This window comes from Pseudomonas sp. FJ2-5-13 (genome assembly GCF_029201605.1).
Classification (GTDB): domain Bacteria; phylum Pseudomonadota; class Gammaproteobacteria; order Pseudomonadales; family Pseudomonadaceae; genus Aquipseudomonas; species Aquipseudomonas lactis.
Map to the genome: position 1 here is coordinate 154,733 of NZ_CP104045.1, position 22,140 is coordinate 176,872.

General features: G+C 61.4%; 17 protein-coding genes. 13 read left to right on the forward strand and 4 right to left on the reverse strand.

Features of this window, described 5'->3' with window-relative positions; translation table 11 throughout:
- The first annotated feature begins 39 nt into the window (after positions 1-39).
- From N2A98_RS00655 to N2A98_RS00705, 11 genes are all read left to right on the forward strand, one after another.
- Positions 40-2,196: a type I secretion system permease/ATPase gene (locus N2A98_RS00655; protein ID WP_003187441.1), complete on the forward strand. Its 2,157-nt coding sequence runs from the start codon at positions 40-42 to the stop codon at positions 2,194-2,196.
- Positions 2,186-3,550, forward strand: a complete 1,365-nt coding sequence (locus N2A98_RS00660; protein WP_275622878.1) for an HlyD family type I secretion periplasmic adaptor subunit — start codon at positions 2,186-2,188, stop codon at positions 3,548-3,550. The genes N2A98_RS00655 and N2A98_RS00660 overlap by 11 nt, the downstream gene beginning before the upstream one ends.
- A gap of 215 nt (positions 3,551-3,765) precedes the next feature.
- Positions 3,766-4,638 carry a TauD/TfdA family dioxygenase gene (locus N2A98_RS00665; RefSeq protein ID WP_078467202.1) on the forward strand — a complete coding sequence of 291 codons (873 nt, stop codon included), beginning with the start codon at positions 3,766-3,768 and terminating at the stop codon, positions 4,636-4,638.
- Positions 4,639-4,715: 77 nt separating this feature from the next.
- Entirely contained in the window at positions 4,716-5,540 is an 825-nt protein-coding gene (locus N2A98_RS00670; protein WP_078467201.1) for a hypothetical protein, read from the forward strand.
- A gap of 81 nt (positions 5,541-5,621) precedes the next feature.
- Complete coding sequence (locus N2A98_RS00675; RefSeq protein WP_275622879.1) at positions 5,622-6,542, forward strand: LysR family transcriptional regulator; 921 nt, start codon at positions 5,622-5,624, stop codon at positions 6,540-6,542.
- A gap of 658 nt (positions 6,543-7,200) precedes the next feature.
- The gene (locus tag N2A98_RS00680) at positions 7,201-8,736 is read left to right on the forward strand and encodes an MFS transporter (protein ID WP_047712278.1); all 1,536 of its coding nucleotides are present in this window, start codon (positions 7,201-7,203) and stop codon (positions 8,734-8,736) included.
- 15 nt (positions 8,737-8,751) lie between these two features.
- Positions 8,752-9,810 (forward strand): HlyD family secretion protein, encoded by a 1,059-nt coding sequence (locus N2A98_RS00685; RefSeq protein ID WP_125969287.1) that lies wholly within the window; start codon positions 8,752-8,754, stop codon positions 9,808-9,810.
- On the forward strand, positions 9,807-11,252 hold the full coding sequence (locus N2A98_RS00690; protein ID WP_047712280.1) for an efflux transporter outer membrane subunit: 1,446 nt from the start codon (positions 9,807-9,809) through the stop codon (positions 11,250-11,252). Before N2A98_RS00685 ends, N2A98_RS00690 begins: the two co-directional genes overlap by 4 nt.
- A gap of 74 nt (positions 11,253-11,326) precedes the next feature.
- Positions 11,327-11,836 (forward strand): sigma-70 family RNA polymerase sigma factor, encoded by a 510-nt coding sequence (locus N2A98_RS00695; RefSeq protein ID WP_019819531.1) that lies wholly within the window; start codon positions 11,327-11,329, stop codon positions 11,834-11,836.
- Complete coding sequence (locus N2A98_RS00700) at positions 11,833-12,783, forward strand: FecR domain-containing protein (RefSeq protein WP_275622880.1); 951 nt, start codon at positions 11,833-11,835, stop codon at positions 12,781-12,783. The genes N2A98_RS00695 and N2A98_RS00700 overlap by 4 nt, the downstream gene beginning before the upstream one ends.
- Positions 12,784-12,875: 92 nt before the next feature.
- Positions 12,876-15,329, forward strand: a complete 2,454-nt coding sequence (locus N2A98_RS00705; protein ID WP_078802249.1) for a TonB-dependent siderophore receptor — start codon at positions 12,876-12,878, stop codon at positions 15,327-15,329.
- A gap of 62 nt (positions 15,330-15,391) precedes the next feature.
- On the opposite strand, the gene N2A98_RS00710 is transcribed toward N2A98_RS00705, so the two are convergent.
- The 4 genes from N2A98_RS00710 to N2A98_RS00725 all read right to left on the reverse strand — a co-directional run bounded on the left by N2A98_RS00710 (position 15,392) and on the right by N2A98_RS00725 (position 20,020).
- The gene (locus N2A98_RS00710) at positions 15,392-16,612 is read right to left on the reverse strand and encodes a type II toxin-antitoxin system HipA family toxin (RefSeq protein WP_275622881.1); all 1,221 of its coding nucleotides are present in this window, start codon (positions 16,610-16,612) and stop codon (positions 15,392-15,394) included.
- Positions 16,590-16,949, reverse strand: coding sequence for a helix-turn-helix transcriptional regulator (locus N2A98_RS00715; RefSeq protein ID WP_044270372.1), 360 nt, complete (start codon positions 16,947-16,949; stop codon positions 16,590-16,592). Before N2A98_RS00715 ends, N2A98_RS00710 begins: the two co-directional genes overlap by 23 nt.
- Positions 16,950-17,156: 207 nt before the next feature.
- Complete coding sequence (locus N2A98_RS00720) at positions 17,157-17,861, reverse strand: DUF3142 domain-containing protein (RefSeq protein WP_047712284.1); 705 nt, start codon at positions 17,859-17,861, stop codon at positions 17,157-17,159.
- Entirely contained in the window at positions 17,858-20,020 is a 2,163-nt protein-coding gene (locus N2A98_RS00725; protein WP_275622882.1) for an outer membrane assembly lipoprotein YfiO, read from the reverse strand. The genes N2A98_RS00720 and N2A98_RS00725 overlap by 4 nt, the downstream gene beginning before the upstream one ends.
- Positions 20,021-20,200: 180 nt before the next feature.
- Here N2A98_RS00725 and N2A98_RS00730 point away from each other — a divergent pair, with 180 nt between their 5' ends.
- Positions 20,201-21,781: a glycosyltransferase family 39 protein gene (locus N2A98_RS00730; RefSeq protein WP_275622883.1), complete on the forward strand. Its 1,581-nt coding sequence runs from the start codon at positions 20,201-20,203 to the stop codon at positions 21,779-21,781.
- 32 nt (positions 21,782-21,813) lie between these two features.
- A complete protein-coding gene (locus tag N2A98_RS00735; protein ID WP_153475426.1) occupies positions 21,814-22,059 on the forward strand; it encodes a DUF2789 domain-containing protein in 246 nt (81 codons plus the stop codon).
- The last annotated feature ends 81 nt before the right edge of the window (positions 22,060-22,140 follow it).

A 22,140-nucleotide genomic window follows, 5' to 3' on the forward strand; every position in this document is an offset into this window, starting at 1 on the left:
CCACCCAATAGCCCCATCTGTTAGTCGAGAGTGCGCCGCGTGGAACCTGAAGTCAGTCGAGTTCATCTCAGTCATGATCCACGCGCACTGCACGATGACCCGTTACTCGACGGGTTGTTGGCGCTCTGCGCCCTGCATCAGAAACCGGCCAGTGCGGCCATGCTCACCACCGGCCTGCCGCTGCCTTCGCAACGTTTGAGTGCCGAGTTGCTGTCGCGTGCCGCTGCGCGGGCCGGGCTGCAAGGCCGGCTGCTGCAACGCAAGCTGGATCAGATCCCGACCATTGCATTGCCGGCGCTGCTGTTGCTCAAGGACGGTCGCAGTACCGTGCTGGTCGGCTGGCAGGGCGAAGATCAAGCGCGGATCCTGCTCAGTGAAAGCGACGGCGGTGAAGTGCTGATCAAGCGCGAAGCATTGGCCGACGACTACATCGGCAAAGTCTTCTTTGCACAGCCGCAACACAAATTCGACGTCAACCACGGCAGCCTGATTCCACGGGCGCGCTCGTGGTTCCGTGACACCCTCATGCGTTCGCGCTGGCTCTACACCGACGCCATCGCCGCCAGCTTCCTGATCAACATCATCGCCATGGCCGCGCCGCTGTTCGTGATGAACGTGTACGACCGCGTCGTGCCGAACCAGGCCACCGCCACCCTGTGGGTGCTGGCCGTGGGCATCTGCGGTGCCTACCTGTTCGACCTGATCCTCAAAAGCCTGCGCAGCCTGTGCCTGGACCTGGCCGGTAAAAAAACCGACCTGATCATCTCGGCCACGTTGTTCGAGCGTATCGTCGGCATGTCCATGAAGTACCGCCCGGCGCGGGTCGGCAGCTTCGCGCAGAACATCCACGAGTTTCAAAGCCTGCGCGACTTCCTCGCGTCTTTGACCCTCACCAGCCTGATCGACCTGCCGTTTACGCTGCTGATCTTCCTGGTCATCGCCATCCTCGGCGGGCACCTGGTGTGGATTCCGGTGTTGGCATTCCCGCTGGCCCTGGGCATTGGCTACGCCTTGCAGAAGCCCCTGGTCGCGACCATGGAGCGCACCATGGCGCTGGCCGCCGAGCGCCAGTCGAGCCTGATCGAAACCCTCGCCGGGCTCGATGCGGTCAAGGTCAACAACGCCGAGAGCGAGCGTCAGTACGGCTGGGAACAGACCATCGGCACCCTGAGCCGGCTTGAGCTGCGGGTGAAGTTGCTGTCGGGCCTGTCGATGAACATGACGCTGCTGATCCAGCAACTGGCTGGCGTAATCATGATCGTGTTCGGCGTGTACCAGATCATCGACGGCAACCTCAGCATGGGCGGCCTGATTGCCTGCTACATGCTCAGTGGCCGTGCCTTGAGCCCGCTGGCCTCGTTGTCGGGCCTGCTGACGCGCTACCAGCAAGCCAAGGTCACCATGACCTCGGTGGACCAGATGATGGAGCTGCCCCAGGAGCGCAATTTCGAAGAGCGCCCCATGAGCCGTCGCACCCTGCAAGGCGCCATCGAGTGCCGGGGCCTGAACTTCACTTACCCGAACCAGCAGAACCCGGCGCTGAAAAACATCAACCTGGTGATCAAGCCAGGGGAAAAAATCGGCATCATCGGCCGCAGCGGCTCAGGCAAAAGCTCCCTGGCCAAGCTGATCGTCGGCCTTTACCAGCCCGACTCCGGCTCTTTGCTGGTGGACGGCGTGGACGTGCGCCAGATCGACGTGAGCGAGTTGCGTCACAACATCGGTTATGTCGCCCAAGACATTCAATTGCTGGCCGGCACCCTGCGCGACAACCTGGTATCCGGTGCGCGCTACGTCGAGGATGAAATGGTCCTGCAAGCTGCCGAACTGGCTGGCGTGCACGAATTTGCCCGCCTGCATCCCCAAGGCTACGAACTGCAAGTCGGCGAGCGTGGGCAGAACCTGTCCGGCGGCCAGCGCCAGAACGTTGCCCTGGCCCGTGCGCTGCTGCTCAACCCGCCCATGCTGTTGCTGGACGAACCCACCAGCGCCATGGACAACACCGGTGAAGAACGCTTGAAACAACGCCTGCAAGCCGTGGTGCAAAACAAGACCGTGGTGCTGGTCACGCACCGAGCCTCACTGCTCTCGCTGGTGGACCGCCTGTTGGTGGTCGACCGTGGGCAGATTCTCGCGGACGGCCCGAAAGCCGTGGTCATGGAAGCGTTGAAGAAGGGGCAGATCAGTGTTGCTTAACTCCATCAAGAGTGCGGTCGGCCACTACTTCAAAGGCTCCGATTCGCTGCAGGGCCAGCCGCTACCCGAGGTCAACAAGGCGCTGATCGAAGATGCGCCGCGGGTGATCCGCCTGACCATCTGGGCGATTATCGCGTTCTTTATATTCCTGGTGGTGTGGGCCGGTTTCTCCCAGATCGACGAAGTGACCCGTGGCGATGGCAAGGCGATTCCGTCGTCCAAATTGCAGAAAATCCAGAACCTGGAAGGCGGTATCGTCGCCGAGCTGTACGTCAAGGAAGGCCAGATCGTAGAGGCCGGCGCGCCGTTGATTCGTCTCGACGACACGCGGTTTGTCTCCAACGCCGGCGAAACCGAAGCCCTGCGCCTGGCCATGCAGCTGCGCGTCGAGCGTTTGAGCGCGCAGGTGGATGACCGCCCGCTGAACATCCCCGACGACGTGCTCAAGGCCGCGCCGAGCCAGGCCGCCAACGAGCGCTCCTTGTATGAAAGCCGCCGCCAGCAGTTGAAAGACGAAGTCGGCGGCTTGCAGGAGCAACTCGTCCAGCGCCAACAGGAACTGCGCGAGTTCACCTCCAAGCAGGGCCAATACCGCAGCCAGTTGTCCCTGCAACGCCAGGAAATCAACATGTCCGAGCCGCTGGTGGCCCAGGGCGCGGTGTCGCCGGTAGAAGTGCTGCGCCTCAAGCGCGCCGAAATGGAAACCCGTGGGCAGTTGGACGCCACCACCCTGGCGATCCCGCGTGCGGAATCGGCGATCAAGGAAGTGCAACGCAAGATCGATGAAACCCGCGGCAAGTTCCGCAGCGAAGCCCTGACCCAACTCAACGAAGCCCGTACTGAACTGAACAAGGCCGAGTCCACTGGGCGCGCGTTGGAAGACCGGGTCAGCCGCACCCTGGTCACCTCACCAGTGCGCGGGATCGTCAAGCAGTTGCTGGTCAACACCGTTGGCGGTGTGATCCAGCCTGGCAGCGACATGGTCGAAATCGTGCCGCTGAACGACACCTTGCTGGTAGAAGCCAAGATCCGCCCGCAAGACATCGCCTTCCTGCACCCTGGGCAGGAAGCGGTGGTCAAGTTCACCGCCTATGACTACACCATCTACGGCGGGCTGAAAGCCAAGCTCGAACGCATCGGTGCCGACACCATCACCGATGAAGACAAGAAGACCACCTACTACATGATCACCCTGCGCACTGACCGCAGCCATCTGGGCACCGATGAAAAGCCGCTGCTGATCATCCCCGGCATGGTCGCTTCGGTGGATATCATCACCGGCAAGAAAAGCATCCTCAGCTATCTGCTAAAACCGATCATCAAGGCGCGGGCAGAGGCGTTGCACGAGCGTTGATCTTCAGCGCCTGTACCGCCCTCATCGCAGGCAAGCCAGCTCCCACATTTGAATGTGTTCACAAATCAAAATGTGGGAGGGGGCTTGCCCCCGATGAGGCCGTCAGCATCGCCCTACAGCTCAAACCAAACGCCATATCCATATGCGCTAACGGTATTTAAGCTTCCATCTTTATATCTATAAATTCACTCCCCTGTCCGCCGGGAATGAATCCAATGTCTGCCACCACCGCCCCCCAAACCTTCGACATCCGCCCCTTCCCCGGCAGTGTCGGCGCCGAGATCATCGGCCTGGACTTATCTCGCCCAGTCAACGACCAGGACTTCGCCCGCATCCACCGTGCGCACCTGGACCACCACGTCATCGTGTTCCGCGACCAACGCATCACCCCCGCACAACAGATCGCCTTCAGCCGCCGTTTCGGTGTGTTGCAGATCCATGTGCTCAAACAGTTCCTGCTGGCCAACCACCCCGAAATCCTGATCGTCTCCAACATCATCGAGAACGGCCAATCGATCGGCCTGGGGGATGCGGGCAAGTTCTGGCATTCGGACCTGTCATACAAAGAACTGCCCAGCCTGGGCTCGATGCTGCACGCCCAGGAATTGCCCTCTGAAGGCGGCGACACCCTGTTCGCCGACATGCACAAAGCCTGGGAGCAACTGCCCGGCCACCTGCGCAATGCCGTCGAAGGCCGCAGCGCCGCGCACTCCTACACCGCGCGCTACAGCGAAACCAAATTCGAAGGCAACTGGCGCCCAACCCTTACCCCGGAACAGCTCGCCCAGGTTGTCGAAGTGGTGCACCCCATTGTGCGCACCCACCCGGAAAACGGCCGCAAGGCGCTGTTCGTCAGCGAGGGTTTCACCACCCGTATCGTCGGCCTGCCCGATGACGAAAGCCGTGACCTGCTGGCCCAGCTCTATGCCCACAGCGTGCTGCCGGAAAACATCTACCGTCATCAGTGGCAGCCCCACGACCTGGTGTTCTGGGACAACCGCTCGCTGATCCACCTGGCCGCCGGTTGCCCAAGCCACCTGCGGCGCAAATTGTTCCGTACCACAATTCAGGGGGATGCGCCTTTCTAGCCAGGCATCGGCCCCTAAAGCTTGTAGTACTTCAGCCGATGGCGATAACGAGAAAACTTTGTGGTTGGAACAGGGCTATGCACGCATCAAACAAGAACACGTTGACCATTATCTCCGTCGTTTCGCTACTTATGCTTTTCGGTTTTTCCGGGCTGATCAAGGAAAATTACGTGTCAGCCGACACGGCTTTTTTACTACTGGCTTGTTCGGTGGCAACAGGTTTTTATGTGGTACTGGCGTTTATTGAAAAAGTCCTCGAGCGGCTTTTCAAGGACTTCAAAGTCACTGTTATTTTCTGGGGCTTTTTGCTTGCCACATTAGGTTACGTAGGACGGCTGCGGGCGGTAGCCGACGTTAATGCAATTTTCCATGTGGATGCATCCGCTTTTCCTTTGACAATGATCGCTGGCACAACTCTTCACATGGCCAAGCTGATGTTTTGGCCTTGTATCGGTGTCGTGCTGATCACTGCATGTATTTTAGTGCTGATCTGTATGGGCAGTTATTTCGAAAGCGCGAGCTCTGCCGAGGAAAAATGGGGTGTGGTGGTTCCAGCAATAACTGCACTGATTACCTGCGGTATTGGTGCGTTGTTTATCAGTAGCAACTTGTCGCCGGAGCGCCGTGCCGAGATCTTGTACCGTACGGCTCACACGACAGACTTCAATGATACGTTTCGTTGCGCAGGTATCGACGACCGGCAGTACAGCGCAATTTTCCTGGGGCCTGAACAGCGTAGAGTGCTGCTGGCTCCCAAGCTCCAGGAGTTCTCGTTGGAGAAGAAAGCTTACGTGTTAAAACGTGCGGAGGTGCCGGAAGACTTTTCGATTCTCGAGTGTTTTCCCGACAACCCGAAACCCGCCACCTTGCCGTCCCCGTACTCTTTCGATTCCCGCGAGTAATCGTTTACGTGCCTGCGTGTTCGGTCTGATTGCTGCTACGATTGCGCCCAGTTCACTCCCTATCGACCACGAGTGCTTGGCATGCAACTACCGGACTTGAACCTGCTGGTCGCCCTCGACGCGTTGCTCGATGAGGGCAGTGTGGTGGGCGCCGCACGGCGGATGAACCTCAGCCCAGCCGCCATGAGCCGTACCCTCACGCGTATTCGCGAAGCGGTCGGTGACCCGATCCTGGTACGTGCCGGCCGTGGCCTGGTACCGACGCCCAAGGCGCTTGAGCTGCAAGGCCAGGTGCGCAATGTGGTGGAGCAGGCTGCGTTGCTGTTCCGGTCGGCGGACCAAGTCGATTTGAGCACCTTGCGCCGCCGCTTCAGCGTGCGCGCCAATGACTTTTTCATCGGCGTGTATGGCGGGCGGCTGTTCGACACCATGGAGCGCATGGCGCCGCTGTGCGAGCTGCGCTTCGTGCCCGAAGGCGACACCGACGATGAAGCCCTGCGCGAAGGGCGTTTGGACTTGAGGGTGAGCAACACCATGCCTGCCAGCCCGGAAGTGAAGGTGCAAAACCTGTTCTCCACCACCTTTGTCGGCCTGGCACGGCAAGACCACCCGCTGTTCGACGAAGAAATCACGGCGGCGCGGTTTGCCAGCTACTCCCACATCAGCATCTCGCGCCGCGGCATCGCCCGTGGGCCCATCGATACCGCGTTGAATGCCCAAGGCCTGGAGCGCCGTGTGGCCATGATCGCCCCAGGCTTTCACGGTGCGATGTTCATGCTGCCCGATTCCGACCTGCTGCTGCCGGTGCCCAAGGAAGCCCTCCTGAGCGCCAAACGTCTGAACCTGCCACTGCGCGCGTTCGCCTTGCCGATTTCATTGCCAACCCTGGTCCTGGCGCAATCCTGGCACCCACGCTTCGACAAAGACCCGGCCCATAAATGGCTGCGTGAAACCATGCGCGAAAGCTGTCATGCCACCTGGCTAGAAGCCCAGCCGGTATAAAGCGAACGCAATCAATGTGGGAGCTGGCTTGCCTGCGATGGCGGCCTGCCAACCGGCGGCTATCTACCTGATGCCCCTCAGTCCCAATGTGGGAGCGGGCTTGCTCGCGAAGGCGGCCTGACCGCCGACCGAGATTTGAGTACATATCCTTTATTTAGGTAACGGCCACTTAGGGTTCCGCCCTGACGGCGGCTCACTTTTGAAAAGCCGGAATGCCGGCCCAGTCAAAAGTAAGCAAAACGCTCTTGCCCCACCACTCGGCACCTCGCTTGGGCTCGGTGTGCCCGAACACAGGCTTGAATCCGTGGGCCGCCGCCACGCGCCATCCATGGCGCGGGGCGGCTAACCCGGCGTCCTGCCGGGTTACCCACGAATTCAAGCCTGCGTTCGGCCAGCGTGGTTTAACGGGGCGCCTGAGATCAAAAGCAGATCAAGAGCGACTCGCTTCGCATCGTGGTTACCGTCTGCTGCTACCGGCTACAGTCCAGAAAGTTGAGTAAATACTTATGGCTATCGCAGGCAAGCCAGCTCCCACAGGGTTCAGTGTTGATGTTCAAAGTTGCGTCTGACGCACTTATAACCTGCCAACAAGTAACTTTTTGTCATGAGAGTGCCTGATTAAACTGCTCGGGTATTTCTCATTCCGAGTTACCTGTTCATGACGTCCCTCGCTGCCCCCGCTGTCCAGGCCGCAGCCAAACCTACGGCGCTGAGCCCACCCGTGTTCGGCCCGCGCATCATCATCGGGCTGCTCGGCGTATTGCTGGCGGTACTGGTCTCGGGTCTCAACGAGATGGTCACCAAGGTCGCCCTCGCCGATATCCGCGGTGCGCTGTACATCGGCTTTGACGAAGGCACCTGGCTGGTCGCCGCCTACACCGCCACCTCCGTGGCGGCCATGGCCTTCGCGCCGTGGTGCTCGGTGACGTTTTCCCTGCGTCGTTTCACCCTGTGCGCCATCGGCTTGTTCACCGTGCTGGGCATCCTCTGCCCGTTCGCACCCAACTACGAAAGCCTGTTGCTGCTGCGCACCGTGCAAGGCTTGGCTGGTGGCGCGCTGCCGCCGATGTTGATGACCGTGGCGCTGCGTTTCTTGCCAGCCAACGTCAAATTGTACGGGTTGGCCGGTTACGCACTCACCGCCACCTTCGGTCCAAGCCTTGGCACACCGCTGGCGGCGTTGTGGACCGAATACGTCGGCTGGCAGTGGGCGTTCTGGCAGATCGTCGCGCCGTGCCTGCTGGCCATGGCGGCCGTGGCCTACGGCTTGCCACAAGACCCGCTGCGCCTGGAACGTTTCAAGCAGTTCAACTGGCGTGGGTTGCTATTGGGCTTCCCGGCGATCTGCATGCTGGTGATCGGCCTGTTGCAAGGCAATCGCCTGGACTGGTTCGAGTCGGGCCTGATTACCTTCCTGCTGAGTGGCGGCACGCTGTTGCTGGTGCTGTTCATGCTCAACGAATGGTCGCAGCCGCTGCCCTTCTTCAACTTGCAGATGCTCGGCCTGCGCAACCTGGCGTTTGCCCTGATCGTACTGGCCGGCGTGCTGATGGTGCTGACCTCGGTGATCATCATCCCGTCCAGTTTCCTCGCCCAGGTCCAGGGCTACCGGCCGCTGCAGACCGCACCGGTGATGCTGCTGATGGCGTTGCCGCAGTTGATCGCGCTGCCGCTGGTGGCGGCGCTGTGCAACCTGCGCTGGGTCGATTGCCGCTGGGTGCTGGGCATTGGCCTGAGTATGTTGGTGCTGTGCTGCCTCGGCAGTTCACACCTGACCTCGGCGTGGATTCGCGACGACTTTTATGGCTGGTACCTGCTGCAGATTTTCGGCCAGCCGATGGCCGTGTTGCCGCTGCTGATGCTGTCCACCGGCAGTATTCAACCCATCGAAGGGCCGTTCGCCTCGGCCTGGTTCAACACCGTCAAGGGCCTGGCTGCTGTGATCGCCACTGCGGTGCTGGATACATTGACCACCCAGCGCGGGCATTTCCATTCAACCATGTTGGTGGACCGCCTGGGCAATTCGCCCCTTGCCGACGCTGACGCGCCGGGCCTCGCCCACCGCTTGCACGAGCAGACCGTGGTGCTGACCTCTTCGGATCTTTACGTCGTCATGGCCGGTGTCGCGGTGGCGTTGATCCTGCTGATTTTCTGGATGCCCACGCGGATCTATCCGCCTCGCGCTCCGGCCTGACCACAAGGACTTTCCATGAAACGCAAAGACAAAATTGCCGTCTCCGTTATTGCTGTATTTGCCGTCGGCGTGCTGGTTTACCTGGTTGCGCCGGGCGTACTGGCCAGCAAGCACCAGACCACCAACGACGCCTTCGTCGCGGCTGATTTCACCCTGGTCGCTCCCCGCGTTGCCGGCTTCATCAAGGAGGTGCTGGTAGAAGACAACCAGCGTGTCAAAGCCGGGCAACTGCTGGCGTTGATCGACGACCGCGATTTTCGCGCCGCCGCCCAGGCCGCCGATGCCGACACCCTGGTCGCCCAGGCCCAGCTGAAAAACGCCAGCGCGACCCTGGAGCGCCAAAGCTCGGTGATCGCCCAGGCCCAGGCTACGGTGGCAGCGGATCGCGCCGAAGTGGCGTTTGCCGAGCATGAACTGAACCGCTACAACCACCTCGCCGGCGTCGGTGCGGGCACCGTGCAGAACGCCCAGCAAGCCAAGACACGCATCGATCAGGCCACTGCACGTCTGGCTAAATCCACCGCCGTGCTGGCCGCCGAACGCAAGCAGGTGGAGATCCTCACCGCCCAACGTGATGCCGCCGAAGGTGGGCTCAAACGCGCCCAGGCCGCGCTGGAAATGGCCAGTTATCAGCTGTCTTACACGCGCATAGTCGCACCGGTGGATGGCATGGTCGGTGAGCGTGCGGTACGGGTCGGCGCCTACGTGACACCGGGCAGCAAGATCCTTGCGGTGGTGCCGCTTTCTGAAGCCTATGTGGTGGCCAATTTCCAGGAGACTCAACTGTCGCATATGCACGCGGGGCAAGCGGTGCAAGTCAGCGTCGACAGCCTTGACGGCGAACTGCTCAAAGGCCATCTGGAAAGCCTTGCGCCAGCCACGGGTGTGACCTTCGCCTCGGTCAAACCCGACAACGCCACCGGCAACTTCACCAAGGTGGTGCAGCGTATTCCGGTGAAGATCGTGCTTGAGCCGAACCAGCCACTGACCGAGCGCCTGCGCGTGGGCATGTCGGTAGAAGCTAGCGTCGATACCCGGCCCGTCGAGCAGCAGCGTGAGGTGGCCCAGCAATGAGACACCTCGCCTGGCTCACCCTGAGCCTTATCAGCCTGAGCGCCTGCACGGTCGGCCCGGATTTCCAACGGCCCGATGCCTCGCGCGTCGGCCAGTGGAGCGAACCCCAGGGCCGCCAGGCCGCCAGCCGCGCCGTCAGCGACCCCTTGCAGGAACGCTGGTGGGACGTGTTCCACGATGAGCAGCTCTCGGCCCTTACGCGCCGCGCCCTCAACGATAACCTCGACCTGAAACTGGCCAGCAGCCGCCTGCAACAAAGCCGCGCCATCCGCCAGGTGACCACGGCCGAGCGCTACCCCAACGTCGATGCCGGCGGCGCCTACCAGCGCAAGCGCAACAGCGGCAAAGGCTTGAACGACCCTTCCGGCGAGAATGGCCGCTCGGCCTTCAACCAATGGGACATGGGCTTCTCGGCCTCTTGGGAGCTGGATTTCTGGGGCCGGGTCAAGCGTGAAACCGAGGCCGCCGACGCCACGCTGGAAGTCGCCGAAAACGACCGTCGCGCCGTGCTGTTATCGGTGCTGGCCGAGACCGCCCAGGACTACATCCAACTGCGCGGCGTGCAAAACACCCGCGCTGTCACCGAGCAAAACCTCGACGTAGCGCGCCACAGCCTCAAGCTCTCGCAATTGCGGTTGGCCGACGGCGTGGCCACCGACCTGGATGTGGCCGAAGCCGCCGCCCAGGTCGCGGCTATCGAAGCGCGCCTGCCGGATCTACAGCAGCGCCAGGACCAGTTGATCAACGCCCTGAGCCTGCTGATGGGCGAGCCGCCTCAGGCCTTGCACGCGCAGTTGTCCAAAGACGCACCCGTGCCGCAAACCCAACGCCAGGTCGCGATCGGCCTGCCATCGGAACTCGCTGAGCGTCGCCCCGACATCCGCCAGGCCGAAGCGCGCCTGCACGCTGCCACTGCCAGCATCGGCGTGGCCAAGGGTGACTTCTACCCGCGCATCACCCTGTCTGGCAGCCTGGGGTCCCAAGCCATGCAACTCTCGGATTTCGGCTCCTGGGGTTCCCGCGCCTTTGCCTTCGGCCCACAGTTGAGCCTGCCGCTGTTCAACGGCGGACGCCTGCAAGGCATGCTGGATTTACGTGAAGCCCAGCAACAGGAAGCGGCCCTGGCCTACCAGCAAATCGTGCTGCGTGCCTGGCATGAAATCGACGACCAACTGACCCGCTACAACGCCAGCCAACTGCGCCGCGACAGCCTCGCGGAAGCCGTGCGCCAGAACCAAATTGCGCTGACCACCGCCCAACACCAGTACGTCGAAGGCGTGGCGGATTTCGTCAACGTACTCACCGTGCAGAGCGCGTTGCTGGCGACCCAGGAGCAGTGGGTAGAGAGCTCCACCGGCGTGTCATTGGCCATGGTCGGGCTGTACAAAGCGTTGGGAGGAGGGTGGGAGTCGGTGTACCCGTTGCAGACCGCTGGGCGCTGAGCAACAAAGAGTTTTTGTCAGTCGCCAAATAAGATGTAATGATAATTGCTCTCAATAACACTTCTGAGCTTTTCATGGGCATCGCGACTGACGGCCAGCAACAGCTTCACATCCTGTACCGCGACCATCATGGCTGGCTGCAAGGCTGGTTGCGCAAGCGCCTGGGCGACCGCGAACAGGCCGCCGATGTGGCGCAGGACACCTTCCTGCGCCTGCTGGTGGCCGGGCGTTTCCCGGGTGACAAAGAAAGCCGCAGCTACTTGGCGCAGATCGCCCGCAACCTGGTGATCGACCAATGGCGCCGCCTGCGCATCGAGCGTGCGTACCTGGAAAGCATCGCGCACCTGCCCGAGCCCGAGTCGCCTTCCCTGGAAACCCGCGCGCTGATCCTCGAAACCCTGATGCAGATCGACGCCATGCTCGACCGCATGCCCGACAATGTACGCCGTGCGTTTTTGCTGTCGCAGTTCGAAGGCTTGAGCTATGCGCAAATCGCCGAACGCCTGGGCGTCACCGTCAGCTCCGTGCAGAAGTACATGACCCGGGCCATCGTCGCCTGCTACCAGGTGGTGTACGAAGAATGAAGCACGACGCGCCCATCGCCCCTGCGATTGTCGAGCAAGCCAGCGAGTGGTTGATGCTGCAATGGGGCGGCGAGCTCAAGGGCGAGCAGCGCCAGGCGTTTGCCCGCTGGCAGGCCGCTGACCCGGAACACCGCCGCGCCTGGCAGCGCTTGCAGCAGCTGCAGCACACCCTGGGCGGCGTACCCGCCGACAGCGCTCGCGCGGTATTGCGCGACACCCCGGACGCCCAACGCCGTGCCGCGCTCAAACTGCTCGGCCTGTTGTTGGTGGCCGGTGGCAGCGGCTATCTGGTGCAACGCAGCGAGCCCTGGCAAGCGGCCTTTGCAGAGCTGCGTACCGCCACGGGCGAAATTCGCCATATGACCTTGAGCGACGGCACGCAACTGGACCTTAACAGTGACAGCGCCGTAGACCTGCGTTTCAGCGCTACCGAACGACGTATTCGGCTGATCCGTGGCGAGGTCTTGCTGACCAGCGGCCACGACGCCTTGCGCCCGTTGATCGTAGAAACGCCTGCCGGTGATGTACAGGCGTTGGGCACGCGCTTTGCGGTACGTGAATTGCCCGACGGCAGCCGTGTGGATTTGTACGAAGGTCGCCTGCGGGTCACGCCGTTGCAGGGCACGCCGGTGCATATGCAGGCAGGGGACAGCCTGTGGTTCAACGCACGCCAAAGCACCGCGTTGCCGACGGTGAGCGCCAATGCCAGCAGTTGGACCGAGCACCGTCTGGTTGCCGAGCGCCAGCCGTTGGGTGAGTTCGTGGCGCAACTGAGTCGCTACCGCCCGGGCCTGTTGCGCTGTGATCAGGCGGTGTCGAACCTGCTGTTGACCGGCGTGTTCCCGCTGAACGACACCGACGCGATCCTCGCCGCCTTGGAGCGTTCATTGCCCGTGCACGTGCAGGCGGTGACCCGTTACTGGGTAACGATCAAGGCGCGGGTCTGAAAATACTTTGTACAGGGCTTGTCGGTTTCTGCGGCCCGTTCGGGATACCTCTTGAAAGCCAATCAAGAAGCGTTCTCACGGGGAGTCCTGCCATGTCGCACCACCCAATCCAACCTTTGGCCCGCGCGCTGCGTCGTGGCCTGTTTGCCGGCCTGCTGGCAACGGCGCCTGTACTGCCGAGCATGGCTCAAGCCGAAGAAAGCACCGAAGCGCTGCGCAGCTATGACATTCCCGCGGGCAGCCTCGACCAGGCGTTGAACCGTTTCGCCAGTGCCTCAGGCATCCTGCTGTCGGTTGACGCTTCGCTCACCGACGGCAAGCGCAGCGCCGGCTTGAAAGGGCGTTATGGCGTAGGGTCGGGGTTGCAGCGCTTGCTGGCGGGCAGCGGTTTGGCGGCGGTGCAGTCCCAGGGCGGTTGGTCGTTGCAGGCCCTTTCCGGCGACGCAGCCTTGCAGTTGGGCGCGACTCAGATCAGTGGCCGGCAGGAGCAGGAAAGCGCCTGGGGTCCGGTGGACGGTATTGTCGCCAAGCGCAGCGCCTCGGGCAGCAAGACCGACTCGGCGCTGGTAGAAATCCCCCAGACCATCAACGTGATCACCGCCGCCGAGATCAAGGCGCGCGGAGCGCAGAGTGTCACCCAGGCGCTGCTCTATACCCCCGGCATGACGGCCGGCGGCTTTGCCGACCGAGTCAAATTGTTCGATGAGCCGACGTCACGCGGCTTCTCGCCCACGCCGCTGTACCTGGACGGGCTGCACCTGCCTTATGGCGGTGGCAGCACCGGGGGCGCGTTGCAGATCGAACCGTATTCCCTGGAGCGCATCGAAGTGCTCAAAGGCCCGGCGTCCGTGCTTTACGGCCAGAACCAGCCGGGCGGCATCGTCAATATGGTCAGCAAGCGTCCCAGCGAAACGCCGATACACCAAGTGGTACTGGAAGCTGGCACCTACGAACACAAAAGCGCGGCCATCGACCTGAGCGGCCCGCTGGACGAGGAGGGGCAGTTTCTCTACCGCCTGACCGGCCTGGCGAATGACGCGCAAGACGAAATCAACTACGTCGAAAACAAGCGCCAGTTCATCGCCCCCAGCCTCACCTGGCGCCCCAACGACGACACCAGCCTGACCCTGTTCGCCCAGTACCAGAAAGATAAAGGCGTGCCCGAAGCCCAAGGCCTGCCGGCGTCCGGCACGCTGTGGGACAACCCCAACGGCAAGATCAAGCGCGATGTGTTTATCGGCGAGCCGGGCGTCAACCAGTACAACCGCGAGCAATACGTGCTGGGCTACGAAGTTTCCCATCGCCTCAACGACATCTGGACCCTCAAGCAAAACGCCCGTTACGCCGAGGTCGACGACCGCTACACCGCGCCATTGCACGGCTACCGCTTCGTCGCCAACCCCAACACCGGCGTGCAGGACCAGCGCTACCTGCAGCGCTTCGGCGTGGACTGGTCGCAGACCAACAAAGTGTTCGGCGTGGACAGCATCGCCCAGGCCGAATTCGACACGGGCGCACTGTCCCACACCTTCATCGTTGGCCTGGACTACTACCATTCCAACTCGCAGTTCCATGGCCTGTACGACCGCAACCCGCCGATCATCGACCTGTTCAAACCGGTGTACGGCCAGCCCTTGAACTTCGGCCAACCGTACCGCTGGGACCGCACCATTACCCAGACCGGCCTGTATCTGCAGGACCAGATCAAGCTGGATAAATGGGTGCTGGTACTCGGTGGCCGCTACGACTGGGCGAATGTGGTGAACAAGGAGCCGATACAGGACACCCGCTTTGCCAGCAAAGACCAGGCGTTCACCGGCCGTGCGGGCCTGGTGTACCTGTTCGATAACGGCGTGTCGCCCTTCGTCAGCTATTCGGAATCCTTCCTGCCGCTGGCCGGCACCGATGCGAACCGAAAACCCTTCGAACCGTCCACCGGCAAACAGTACGAAGTCGGCGTGAAGTTCCAGCCACCGGGCCAGAAGAGCTTCATCCAGGCCTCTGTGTACCAACTGGACCAGGAAAACGTGCTGACCACCAACCCGGTGGATACCACCTTCAGCACCCAAAGCGGCGCCCTGCGCTCGCGAGGTGTTGAACTGGAAGCCAAGGCCGTCTTGAGCGATGCCTGGGACGTGGTCGCCTCGGCTGCGCGCAATGACGTCAAATACACCAAGGACAACGATGGCCGCCAAGGTCGCCACCCGGCCGGCATCTCCCCACTCACCGCCTCGATGTGGGTCAACTACACCGTGCTCGGCGACACGCCCTTGGCAGGGTTGGGCGCGGGCCTGGGCGTGCGTTATGCCCGTCAAAGCCTGGGCGACGACTACGAAGGCGCTTTTAATGTGCCGTCCTACAGCGTCTACGATGCAAGCCTGAGCTACGACCTGGGCGCCTCGCCGCTCAAGCTCAAGGGCGTGAAACTGGCGATGAACGTGCAGAACCTCAGCAACAAGACCTACGTCTCGCAGTGCACCAGTGATTTGGATTGCTACTACGGGGAAGGACGCACGGTGGTGTCGAGCCTGACGTACGATTGGTAACTTAGCGTTTAGGTGATATTGGCTGCGGCGCGCACCCTTCAAGGGTGCGCTCTGTTGCCGCCCTACACCAGGTCCGCTGCAAATCGTGTACACACATTGGAAAGCATGCGTACCTCGGCACCGCTACAGCCTGCCGCTTCGAAAAAGCCGGAGGCTTCTCGCACAACGGCATATATATCCGTGACGATGGACCTTGCTTCATCCGCCCCCAACCCAAAGCGTTCAGGCGTACTCAGCAAATTACTGACAGACGATACCCGGCCTTCATTGCCGATGATGAGCGCCTGCAAGCCTAGTTGGGTAGGGTGGGGCAACACGTCAAATACTGGCGCAAGGGAATAACCCGAGGCGCTGGTCAGCAGCAGCCCGGTTTGTTTCAGGTGGTCGTCGCTATTGCCGATGAGCACATTGAAAGCCATACGCTTGTAAAGCTCACGCATATCCAACGTTGCATCATCGCTGACCTTCTTCAAAACGTCGGCGATTCTGGAATATGAAACGGCACCGTCAGCCGCATCAACCCGCATTCTCGGCTTCTCAGTGCTTACCAACGAGTTGCAGCTGACATAGTGCTCGCGGCCAGCGCCTTCATGTCGGTCAAAACGCTCGACCATCAACACCGGTTTGCCGGCCACCTCTACCAATTTGTGCCCGGCTGCGGGTAGACCTGCAGCATCCGCCATTTGAAGGCTGGCCAATTCCGCCCGTGGCTGGTCGAACACATCGTCGCTACGGCCGAGTTTAGCAATCCATTCCTTGCCTTCATGGGTCACGGTGACCTTCGGCCTGGCGCCGCCCATGGAACTCCCAAACTCGAATAACCGTGCGATTTCCGCAGGCAGGTCGACGTCACCCTTCTCCACTCGATCAAGGCCCACCATGATTTTCTCAAGGTCTTCAAATCGCGGCGGTTGGTGCAGGGTTGGCAGCTGACTTCTTGACGCACTGAACAGCAGGCAACCCACTCCTGCTCCCCGCGAGGCAAGCAGCCATTCAACTTCGTTTTGTGGATGCTGTTTGTGGGTCGCCAGCAGCACACGCCGGCCCCAATTGTCGGGCGTTGCATCGTCGAGCACACCAAACATGCGTGTCGAGGAATACTGGTTAGGGGTCAGTGGCAAACTCAGCGGGTCAATCGCAAATGCGTCGGGCCGTGCGAGCCAACTGTTGGCGTAGCGAAAAACGAATCCATTCCCACGCATGGCCACTTCGCCAACAGGGACCGGGTCACCGACTAAGTGAGCTGAAAAAACAAAGGCATTACCAATCGGCTTCCAGGACATCGGGTTCTCCTTCAGTGCGAATTCGCTCAGGCTCACGGGCGAGGCTCATGGTAATCCCAACCTGGTCAAGCTCGGGTGACGCGATGCTCGCCATACCTTCTTCCAAGTCCATCGCGCTCAGCACGTTCATCAGCACGCCGAGGGATACGCCGGCCTCGCCCTTCCTCAGCCGCTGATACGTCTGCCGTGTAATGCCCGCCCGGCTGCATAGGGTGGAGATTTTCAACCGACGACGAATGCGGGCTATTTCGATACCGTTGCCGATACCTCTCATCAGCTCAGCGCTTCTCTCTGAGATGTACCCTTTGTGCGGGTAGGGCTTGGCTGTCTGTTGCATGATATATCACTCGTTAAAGCGGTAAAGGTAACTTATATCATCCAAACTTCTAAGGCCACCTTCAAAAAACCGGCTTTATCCCTAATGGCTTTTTGTAGGAGCGAGCTTGCTCGCGAAAAACTCACAGGCGCCGCGTTCAATCAGGAAACACGCGATATCGTTGACGTTTTTCGCGAGCAAGCTCGCTCCTACAGGTGTTAGCAAACTTCAAAGATTCTGCAAAAACACCACATACCCCCTAAACCACTCATTGCCCCGCAGATACCCCGGCTCTTGCCACTCTCCGCCCTGAATCAAACCAATCTTGAACGGCACCCCCAGCCGATTCATCCGCGGCAAATATGCTGCGTAATCGGGAATGCTGTGACGCCCTTGATAGGTCTGCACCACCACTTCATCCACCACGCCCTTGAGCTGGGCGATGGCGGCCGGGTCGGCGTTGCTGCTCCAGTCCATCAGGCCGGTGATGCTCAGGCGCAGGTCGGCGGGCAGGCGTTGGCGCAGGTCGCGCAGGAAGTCGGCATATTCGTGCAGGTATTGGGTGCGAGCATCGAAGTCGATCTGGATACCGATCACTGGGTTGCCGGCGTCTCGCCAGCGTTGCACCTGGCCCAGCACCTGGGTGTAGACCCGTTCCGGCCAGCGCAGGGTGTGGGCGCGGTACACCACCCAGACGTGGCCTTGGGTAAGGCGCGGCACGCTCATGCCTTGTGCGATCAGTTGTACGCCGCGCTGGGGAGCACGGCGGGTGGCGTTGATCTGGCCTTGCAGGATGTACAGGGTTTTTGCCTGCTTGATCACTGGCTGGGGCGTGACCCCGCTCCACAGCCAGAAGGCGTCGTAGTCGCCCGCGTTAACGGCGCCAAAGGCCGGGCTTGCCAGCAACAGCAAGCCTAGCCACAGCGGCTTCACCAGTAGTACTGCAGCGATTTGCCCCACTGGGTATCGGCAAAACCGCTCTTGAGTTGGCGGAACCAGGCTTTGCGCACCGCCGGCGCCACGTCTTCGCCGCCGCAGCTGTTGTAACCGGCCGGCGCGTAGCAATTGATGGCGCGGAACAGCGCATAAGCCTTGTCGGTTTTCGGCGCCTTGGCGTTGGCGATCACCTGTTTGTAGCCGTCCAGGCGCGAGAAGGTTTCACCCTTGAAGTCCGAGGCGGTGCTGCCCAGGCTGCCGGCGGCGCGGGGTTGTTCCAGGGGCATGCCGTCCAGGCCATTGCGCAGGATGAACTCGCCGAAGCAGTTCAAGGCGTGCGGGTTTTTGGCCTCGTCCTGCAAGGTCGCGGCGGTTTGCGCGATGCTTGGGCAGGCGTAGCCGGATTCGGCCTTGTCGCCATTCCACTGGAACAGCTTCAAGGTCTGGCCGCTGGTATAGGTGTAGCCCAGGCTGGTGCCGAGTTTGTCGTCAGAGAGCGAGGCCTGCTTGAGGTCATCGGCGAAGGTGGCGTATTGGCCGCGCAGCAGATCTTTGTAGAGCAGCACGAATTGCGCACTCTGGCGCTCGGTCGGGTCGCTGGCGTTGGCGATCTGCTGGCGCAGCAGGTCGGGGCCGGCGACGTTGCGCAGCAGGATGTAGCGCACTTGCTTGGCGCTGATCGGCGAGTCGGCGGCGAACACCTTGGCCAATTGGCCGCTGCGCTCGTAATTCATGGCCAGGGCCAGCTCCAGTTGGTCGCGTTGCAGCGGTTGCTTGGCCAGCGGTAGCAGTTGCAACCAGAGGGCTTCGGCGCCTTTCCAGTCCTGCTTGGCTTCCAGGGCCAGGGCGCGCAGGGTCTGTTGGCTGAAGGCGAAGTAATCCAGGCTCGACGGCACATCCGCCGGCAGGTGTTTCAAGGCCGCGTCGGGTTGGTGTTCGACGTACAGGGCGTAGCTGGCTTGCAGGAAGTCAAACAGCGCTGGCTCATTGGCGAAGGTACCCTTTTGCTTATCCAGGTCTTCGCGGCTCAACAGCGGCGGGGTGTGGGCGCGCATCGCCATCAGGTCGCTGACTACTTGCAGCATGGGGCTGTTCGCCGCTTTGTTGCCGACCATCAGTAACTTGAGGTCGGCCTCTTCCACCAGTTCGTCCACGCTCACATTGCGCTGGGCGTCGGTGGCCTCGGTAAATTGCCAGGTGAAGTCTTCGGCAAGCTTGGCGTCGTCGTTCGCCAACCAGTGCACACGGCGTAACAGGCCACGGGCGGAGGCGACGTAATCGCCCTGTGGATAATGTTTCAGGTAACTGAGAAAACCTTCTTCGGCATCGCTCAAGGCCGACTTATCCACATGCTCGCGTTGCGGCATGCCGTATTCGTCGAAGGCTTCGGCCTGGGCCTGATTCAGTGAAGTACGCGCAGTCATGTACAGCGCCGTTTCCTTCAGCCATGGCACATCGCTGGTGGAGGCAGCGGCGAACCCGCGCTCGGCGTAATCGAAGCGCCCGCTGTAGAAATCGCCGGCGGCCTGCAAATAGGTACGAAACAACTGAGCATTGGCCGACGGGGTCAGTTGCGCGTCCACCACCTGGCGGCTCCAGTCACAGGTGGTCAGCAACTGCAGGCGTGCTTTGACCAACACATCGCGCTCGGCGGGCGGCATCTGGGCTTTGATCACCTGGCTGATAAACGCTGTGGCGCTGTCATCGTCATTGCTGCGGCAACGGCTGCCTTCGCCATTCAGGAAGGCCTGGCCTGCGGTCGTGTACTCCTCGCGCTTGATACCCAGGGGCTGGAGCAGGGTGTCGAGTTCGGCTGTGCGCGAATCGTCAGCCTTGTTATCCGGCTCCTCAGCCGTAGCCGGAACCGGCACCAGGCGATACACCGGAAACGGCACCGGGCCGAAGCCTTGCGCCAAGTCGTCTTCGCCCAAGGCATTGGGGGCCAGGGGCGCGGCTTTTTTGTCGGCCAGCAACAGGCGCAGGTTCACCCGGCTGTCGTTGCCAGGGCTGAGAAACGTTTGGTTGCTGCACGGCTCGTAGCCGTCACGCGATACCCGCCAGTCGGGGTAGCACGAGTCGTCAGAACTGGCCTGGGCCGGTAGGGAAAAACCGGCCAGCAGGGCCAGGGCCAGAGGTGACAGCAAACCGATACGCATAACGTTTCCTTGATCCTGAGTCCTTGGAGAAGGGGCAATAATAGCCTGATCCGACGAGCGCTTCGGTGAAGGCCTACACAAATTGCTGATTTGTCCGATTCCAGCGGCGAGGCCAGGGCTTTTGGCCTAGAGTGGCGGTGTTTGCGCATAGGCAAGCAGGGTCATGCTGGGGGAATTGAGGTGCGTCGGTCTGTGGTAGAGCAAAACGAAAAAGTGGGAGCATTGCCGACCGTCCATCGCTTGAGCTGGGAAGGTGCCGGCTGGCTCAGCCGCCTGTGGTGGGTGCCGATCCTGGCGCTGGCCATGGCCCTGCGGTTTTACCACCTCACCTCGGCGGCGATCTGGGGCGACGAAGGTTCCAGCCTGTTGCTCAGCGAATACGCCCTGGCCGACCTGTGGTTTCACGCGGCCCATGATGTGCACCCACCGCTGTACTTCTTGCTGCTGCGCGGTTGGATCGAGGTGTTCGGCGACAGCATCGGCTCGATTCGCAGCCTGAGTGCGATCCCCGGCGTGGCCGTCGTGGGCCTGGGCATCTGGCTGACACGGCAACTGTCCACCCGACGCGCAGCCGTGCTGGCGGGGATCCTGCTGGCTCTACTGCCCACGGCGGTGCGCTACAGCCAGGAAGTGCGTATGTATTCGCTGCTCGGCGTGTGGCTGCTGGGCGCCACGCTGGCGCTGGTGTACTGGGTGAGGCAGCCCGAACGCACGCGCTATTTGGCCGTGTATGTGCTGTTGATGAGCGCCGGGTTCTATACCCACTACTTCACCGCGCTGTGCGTGCTGGTGCATTGGGTGTACCTGGGGTTGCAGGCGCCAGGTCAGCGCTTGATCACCCGGCCTGCCTGGTGGGCGGCCAACGTGGCGATAGTGTTGTTGTATCTGCCCTGGCTGCCCAGCCTGCTGGATTTGGTGCAGCACGTCGAACAGCTCAAAGTCGGCGGCGACATTGGTTGGGAAGAGCCGGTCAACCTGCTGTCCCTGCCGTCGATGGTCTGGCAGTTCCTGCTGCAGGATGACGGTCTCGGCCTGTGGCCGCCGCTGTTCTGGCTGTTCCCCCTGCTGCTGGCCGTGGTGGTTGTACTGGCGGCCTGGCGCAACCCCGCGGCGCGCCTGCCGGCACTGTTTTGCCTGCTGCCGCTGCTGCTGGTCTATGGCGTGTCTTTTATCTCGCCGGTGTTTATCGAGCGCTACCTCACGGTGTATGCGTTGGGCCTGCCGATTGTCCTGGCGCTTGCCATCGACCGTTTGCCGTCCCGTTTGTCCTGGCTGGGCGTGGCGCTGTTCGCGCTGTTTGTGGGCGTAGAACTGCTGGGGTTAAAGAACAATTTCGAGGTGGATGAACACGACCAGTTCAACGTGCCCGTTGAGTTCGTCAATCGCAACTACCAGGAAGGCGACCTCATCGTCCTCAGCGACATGCTGTGGTACCTCAGCTACGTGTATTACGACCAGACCGACGCCCAACTGCAGCTCTTCACGCCGCCCAAACCCGACGGCACCGCGACCCACCCGAATGCTTATGGCTTCGGCACGCTGGTGGACCAGGACGGTGGCCGCATCTATCTGGACCGCCTCTCGGCACTGCCAGCTCAAACGCGGCGGGTATGGTTGATCAGCAGCAACGAAGCCCCAGATGAATTCGCGCCACTGCCCAACGGCTGGCGCGAACTCAGTCGCCAGGACGGCGGTGGCGCCAGGGCGCGGCTGTTCGTGCTATGCAACGCACTGGCGCCGCAACCCGAAGGCTGCCGCTAGACTCACTTGAACCTACTGATGAGGAGCCTTTCATGGAATCGCCACTGCACACCTTGCCGGCTTTGTTCAAACAGCTTGGCCTGCCGGATGACCCGGTCAGTATTGAGCAATTTGTCGCCTCTCATTCGCCGCTCAAGCCGGAGTTGAAACTGGCGGATGCGTTTTTTTGGAGCGACGCCCAGAAGGCATTTTTGCGTGAAGAGATTCTGGACGATGCGGACTGGGCGGTGGTGGTGGATGAGTTGAACTTGATGTTGCGGGGTGGGCGAGGGGTGTAAAAAACTGAGCAGAAAGGCCAAAACTTGAAAAAAATTGATGAGGCTTGAAAAAATCTAGGCTTTAATCGCGCAAGTGAACTT